6 protein-coding genes and 2 pseudogenes are annotated in these 5084 nt (G+C 62.4%); all 8 read left to right on the top strand.

Annotation, left to right across the window (positions count from 1 at the left end):
- On the top strand, nt 1-1142 hold a 1142-nt coding region (gene exeF, locus DBR30_RS18715; RefSeq protein WP_108588476.1), incomplete at its 5' end, for a GspF family T2SS innner membrane protein variant ExeF.
- 97 nt (nt 1143-1239) lie between these two features.
- Entirely contained in the window at nt 1240-1671 is a 432-nt protein-coding gene (gene exeG, locus DBR30_RS18710; RefSeq protein ID WP_108541008.1) for a GspG family T2SS major pseudopilin variant ExeG, read from the top strand.
- A gap of 47 nt (nt 1672-1718) precedes the next feature.
- Nucleotides 1719-1838 (top strand): type II secretion system protein, encoded by a 120-nt coding sequence (locus tag DBR30_RS18705; protein ID WP_083617148.1) that lies wholly within the window; start codon nt 1719-1721, stop codon nt 1836-1838.
- Nucleotides 1835-2395 carry a GspH family T2SS minor pseudopilin variant ExeH gene (gene exeH / locus DBR30_RS18700; protein WP_108541007.1) on the top strand — a complete coding sequence of 187 codons (561 nt, stop codon included), beginning with the start codon at nt 1835-1837 and terminating at the stop codon, nt 2393-2395. The genes DBR30_RS18705 and exeH overlap by 4 nt, the downstream gene beginning before the upstream one ends.
- 82 nt (nt 2396-2477) lie before the next feature.
- Nucleotides 2478-2837: a GspI family T2SS minor pseudopilin variant ExeI gene (gene exeI, locus DBR30_RS18695; RefSeq protein WP_108541006.1), complete on the top strand. Its 360-nt coding sequence runs from the start codon at nt 2478-2480 to the stop codon at nt 2835-2837.
- Nucleotides 2834-3481 (top strand): annotated as a pseudogene (gene gspJ / locus DBR30_RS18690) (type II secretion system minor pseudopilin GspJ); the annotation flags it as partial. The gene exeI and the pseudogene gspJ, both read left to right, overlap by 4 nt.
- Before the next feature lie 115 nt (nt 3482-3596).
- Nucleotides 3597-4598, top strand: coding sequence for a GspK family T2SS minor pseudopilin variant ExeK (exeK, locus tag DBR30_RS18685; RefSeq protein WP_108541004.1), 1002 nt, complete (start codon nt 3597-3599; stop codon nt 4596-4598).
- Between the two features lie 122 nt (nt 4599-4720).
- Nucleotides 4721-5084: pseudogene (gene exeL / locus DBR30_RS22550) on the top strand (GspL family type II secretion system protein ExeL); the annotation flags it as partial.

The raw sequence follows: 5084 nt of genomic DNA, 5'->3' as shown, positions 1-5084 counted from the left end.
AGGTACGCCAGCTGCTGCGCGAACAGGGGCTCACCCCCCTCGAGGTGAACGAGACCACCGAGAAGGCGAAACGGGAAGCAACCCGCTTTGCCCTGTTTCGGCGCGGCGCCAGCACCGCCGAGCTGGCCCTGATCACTCGCCAGCTGGCGACCCTGGTGGGTGCCGGTCTCACCATCGAAGAGGCGCTCAAGGCGGTGGCCGAGCAGTGCGAAAAAGCGCACTTGCGCTCTCTGGTGGCGACCGTGCGCAGCAAGGTGGTGGAAGGCTATTCGCTGGCCGACTCGCTAGGGGCTTTTCCCCATGTGTTCGACCAGCTGTTCCGCTCGATGGTGGCGGCCGGTGAAAAATCGGGCCATCTGGAGAAGGTGCTCAACCGCCTCGCCGACTACACCGAGCAGCGCCAGCATATGCGCACCAAGCTGCTGCAGGCGATGATCTACCCAATCGTGCTCACCTGCGTCGCCATCGGGGTTATCTCAATCCTGCTCACCGCCGTGGTGCCCAAGGTGGTGGCCCAGTTTGAACACATGGGTCAGCAGCTACCAGGCACCACCCGTTTTCTCATCGGCACCAGCGAGCTGATGCAGGCCTACGGCCTCTGGTTCCTGCTGCTGATATTCCTTGGCAGCTTTGTCTGGCGCTGGTGGCTCACCGATGAAAAGCGTCGCCGACGCTGGCATCAGGTGCTGCTCGGCCTGCCGGTGATTGGCCGGGTCAGTCGCGGTCTCAACACCGCCCGCTTCGCTCGCACATTAAGCATCCTCAACGCCAGTGCGGTACCGCTGCTGGAGGGGATGAAGATCTCCGGCGAAGTGCTCTCCAACGACTTTGCCAGAATGCGCATTCTCGAGGCCGCCGAACGGGTGCGCGAGGGGACCAGTCTGCGCAAGTCGCTGACCGAGACCAAGATTTTCCCGCCCATGATGCTGCACATGATCGCCTCCGGCGAGCAGAGCGGCGAGCTCGACAGCATGCTGGAGCGGGCGGCAGACAACCAGGATCGGGAGTTTGAATCCCAGGTCAACATCGCCCTCGGGGTGTTCGAACCCATGCTGGTGGTCTCCATGGCCGGGGTGGTGCTGTTTATCGTGATGTCGATCCTGCAGCCGATCCTCGAGCTCAACAATATGGTGAATATGTAAGTTTCCGGCGTTCGACTACCCCGCTGGCGGCCAGTCGAACCCACCCAGTGATCAATCTCTGATGGGCCATCCCATCTCATTCGTTACGGAGCAACTCATGAACAAACGTCGTCAATCCGGTTTTACCCTGCTGGAAGTCATGGTGGTCATCGTGATCCTCGGCATTCTGGCCAGTCTGGTGGTGCCCAACCTGATGGGCAACAAGGAGAAGGCTGACCAGCAGAAAGCGGTCTCCGATATCGTGGCGCTGGAAAACGCCCTCGACATGTACAAGCTGGACAACAACCGCTACCCGACCACCGAACAGGGTCTGGATGCGCTGGTGACCAAACCTTCCATCGATCCGGCACCGCGCAGCTACCGCGATGGCGGCTATATCAAGCGCCTGCCGCAAGATCCCTGGGGCAACCCGTACCAGCTGCTGAGCCCGGGCCAGTTCGGCAAGCTCGACATCTTCTCCATGGGTCTGGATGGTGAAGCCGGTACCGATGACGACATCGGCAACTGGAACCTGAAGGATTTCCAATAAGTGATTTGCCGCCAGCGCATTCACTCCGCCTTGCTGGAGCAGCCTGAATGAGGGCTGCCCCATCTGCTCGTCGCCAATCCGGCTTTACCCTGCTGGAGGTGCTGCTCGTTGCCATGTTGATGGGTCGGCTTGAGGCTACCGCTATGCAGTTGAGGCTGGCGCCATGAAACAGAGACGCCAGGCCGGTTTTACCCTGCTGGAAGTGTTGCTGGTTGCCATGCTGATGGGGCTGGTGGCCACCGCCGTTACCCTCAGCATGGGGGGCGCCAGAGGAGATCGGGAGCTGGACAAGCAGGCGCGCCGCCTGATGGCGACCCTGCAGCTGGCGCAGGAGTATGCGGTGATGGATGGTCGGCTGGTGGGCATTCGCATCGAGGATAACGGCTGGCAGTTTATGCAGCGTCAGGCCAAGGATCGCAAGTGGCTGGCCCTGACTAGCGACAAGCAGCTGGGGCCGGTACAACTGGCCGAGAACATGACGCTGGCACTGGAGCTGGAAGGCTTTGGCTGGCAGCCGGACTCCGACGAGAAAACCGAACAGAAGCGCGACGAGAAGGAGCGCACGCCACAGCTGCTCATCTTCCCGGGCGGCGAGTTGAGCCCGTTCGTGCTCACCTTCACCCAGCAGGATGACGATGCCCGCTACACCCGTATCGTCAAGGGTGACGAGTTCGGCCGCCTCACCCTGCTCACCGGCGATGAAGATGAAGAGGTGAGCGAGTGAACGCCCGCGGTATGACGTTATTTGAGAAAGGAGTGATGGTGGCGCCACCTCTGTGCCAACAACATGTGCAACGGGTGGCACGATGAACGCACGGGGCATGACATTACTCGAAGTGATGGTGGCACTGGCGGTCTTTGCCATCGCGGGTCTGGCGGTAATGAAAACCGCCAGCGAACACCTCTCGGCACTCAACTATCTGGAAGAGAAGACCCTCGCTACCTGGGTGGTGGAGAACCAGCTGGTGCAGCAGAAGCTCGAGAACAAGTGGCCCGGCGACAGCTGGGTAGAAGGGGATGAGCAGATGGCCGGGCAGACTTGGTACTGGCGCTATCGCGGCGTCGCCACCGCCGACAACAACTTCCGGGCGCTCGATATGGAAGTGCGCACCGAGGCCAAGGCCGAGAACCCGGTCGCCATGATGCGGACCTATATCAGCCGATGACCCAGCTCTCCGCCCGCACGCCTCGCCCCGTCCGTCACGCCGGTTTCACCCTGCTCGAAATGCTGGTGGCGATCGCCATCTTCGCCACTCTCAGCATGGGCGCCTATCAGGTGCTGCAGGGGGTACTCACCAGCGACGAGGTAGCCAAGCGCAAGGAGGCTCGCCTCAACGAGTTGCAGCTCGCCTTCACCCTGCTGGAGCGAGACATCACCCAGATGGTACCGCGCAGCGGTCGCATCGAGGGGGAGAACAACAAGGTGCTGCTGGCGGCTTCCCGGTTCGGCCAGCAGAGCGATGACTGGGGCATGGCCTTTATGCGCAGCGGCTGGCTCAACCCGGACGGCATGCTGCCCCGCTCCCATCTGCAGCGGGTCGGCTGGCGTCTCAAGGATCAGAAGCTGGAGCGCCTGAGCTACCTCTATCCGGATCCGGTGATCGGCACCGAGCCACGCATCCAGCCGGTGCTGGCGGGAGTCACGGCGTTTCGCCTCTACTTCTTCGACAAGGGCAACTGGAAAGAGGAGTGGAGCCAGCGCAGCGTGCTGCCACACGGGCTGGCAGTGGAGCTGGATCTCGAGGATTACGGCACCATTCGCCGCCAGTTCCTGATTGGTGCCGGTGGCCAGCGCGCCGAAGAGAACAGCCAGAGCAGCAACCCCGACCAGGGGGGCGGCAACAACAGCAACAACAACGGGAACAGTGGCGGCAACGGCAATACCAATGGCGGTAATGGTGACAGCCAGAACGGAGGGGGCGCCAATGCGGGCTAATCTCGCCGCCCCCGGTCACCAGCGCGGCATGGCGCTGCTGGTGGTGCTGCTGATCCTCTCGGTGATGGTGATCATCGCCAGCAATATGAGCGGCCGCCTGCAGCTTGAGCTGCGCCGCACCGCCAACATCACCACCGGCAAACAGGCGTGGTGGTATGCCCTCTCGGCAGAGGCGCTGGTAAGCAAGGTGCTGACGCAGGATTTCAAGGACAACCCCGAGGTGGTCAACCTCAGCCAGAACTGGGCCCGCAAGAACACTGTGTTTCCGGTGGACGATGGCCAGCTCAAGGGCGAGGTGACCGACCTGCAATCCTGCTTCAACCTCAACAGCCTGAGCGTGGCCTCCAAGGCGGGGAGCGGCGAGGAGCTGGCGCAGCAGCCCTATCCGGTGCAGGTGTTTCGCGAACTGCTCAAGCAGCTGGCGATGGATGATTACGAGGCGGCCCAGCTCACCGATGCTATTCGTGACTGGACCGACAAGGATACGGTGCTGGTCTCCAGCCTTGGTGCAGAGGACGCCTATTACGAGGGGCTCAAGCCACCCTACCTGACCGCCAATCAGTGGATGCTGGGCAAGGATGAGCTGCGGGCGGTGCGCGGGGTGACGGCCAGGGTCTATGCCAAACTGGCCCCCTATGTCTGCACCCTGCCCAACGACAAGTTGAAAATCAATATCAATACCCTTGCCCCCCAGCGCCCCGAGCTGCTGGTCGCCCTCTATCTGGGTACTATCGGGCTGGATGACGCCAAGCGGGTGCTGAACGAGCGGCCACAGAAGGGGTGGAAAGAGAGCAAGCTGATGACGGACATGCTCGCTCCGGTCGATTCGGTGAAAGGGCTGAAAGAGGCGCTGGTGGTCAAGAGCGACTTCTTCGAAGCCCGAGTCGTGGCCGAGGTCGGCGACAACCGGGCCTGGCTCGAAACCCTGTTCCAGCGGGGCAAGGACAATAAACTGGTGATGCTGCGCCGCCTCAGTAGCGGCGCCGAATAAACAGCGCACCTGCAGGCCATCGCCCGCGGGTACGAGAGATGTTGGATGCAGCCTGCGGGCTGCGCATCGGTGGCCAGGGCGCACAACGCCCTTTGCAAACCGGTATCGCAGGAGAGAGATGCGTGAGCGAAAGTCTGGTCATCCGACTGGGGACCAATAAACAACAACCCTTAGCCTGGCTGGTCTGGTCCGGTCAGGAGCAGGAGATCATCGCCTCCGGCACCCTGCCCTCGGCCGATGCCCTGGGCGAGCTGCAGGAGCGGGCCGGTGGCCGCCCCGTGGTCACCCTGGTGCCGGGCAGCGATCTGATCTTCCGGCGCGTCACCCTGCCGGGTCGCTACAACCGCCAGTCAGCGGCGGCCCTCCCCTACCTGCTGGAGGAGCAGATCGCCTCCGATGTGGACGAGCTCCATCTGGTGGTGCTGGCTCATGAAGGTCAACAGGTCGACCTGATGGCGGTGGATCGGCAGAAGATGGCCGAGTGGC

This window comes from Aeromonas sp. HMWF017, assembly GCF_003061465.1.
Lineage (GTDB): Bacteria > Pseudomonadota > Gammaproteobacteria > Enterobacterales > Aeromonadaceae > Aeromonas > Aeromonas veronii.
Note: the sequence above shows the minus strand (reverse complement) of the source record. Positions and strands in the feature narration are given on the sequence as shown.

What these genes read in the sequence shown, in the direction of transcription:
- exeH (WP_108541007.1), top strand. Translation starts at nt 1,835, where the DNA reads ATGAAACAGAGACGCCAGGCCGGTTTTACCCTGCTGGAAGTGTTGCTG.
- exeK (WP_108541004.1), top strand. Translation starts at nt 3,597, where the DNA reads ATGCGGGCTAATCTCGCCGCCCCCGGTCACCAGCGCGGCATGGCGCTG.
- DBR30_RS18705 (WP_083617148.1), top strand. Translation starts at nt 1,719, where the DNA reads ATGAGGGCTGCCCCATCTGCTCGTCGCCAATCCGGCTTTACCCTGCTG.
- exeG (WP_108541008.1), top strand. Translation starts at nt 1,240, where the DNA reads ATGAACAAACGTCGTCAATCCGGTTTTACCCTGCTGGAAGTCATGGTG.
- exeI (WP_108541006.1), top strand. Translation starts at nt 2,478, where the DNA reads ATGAACGCACGGGGCATGACATTACTCGAAGTGATGGTGGCACTGGCG.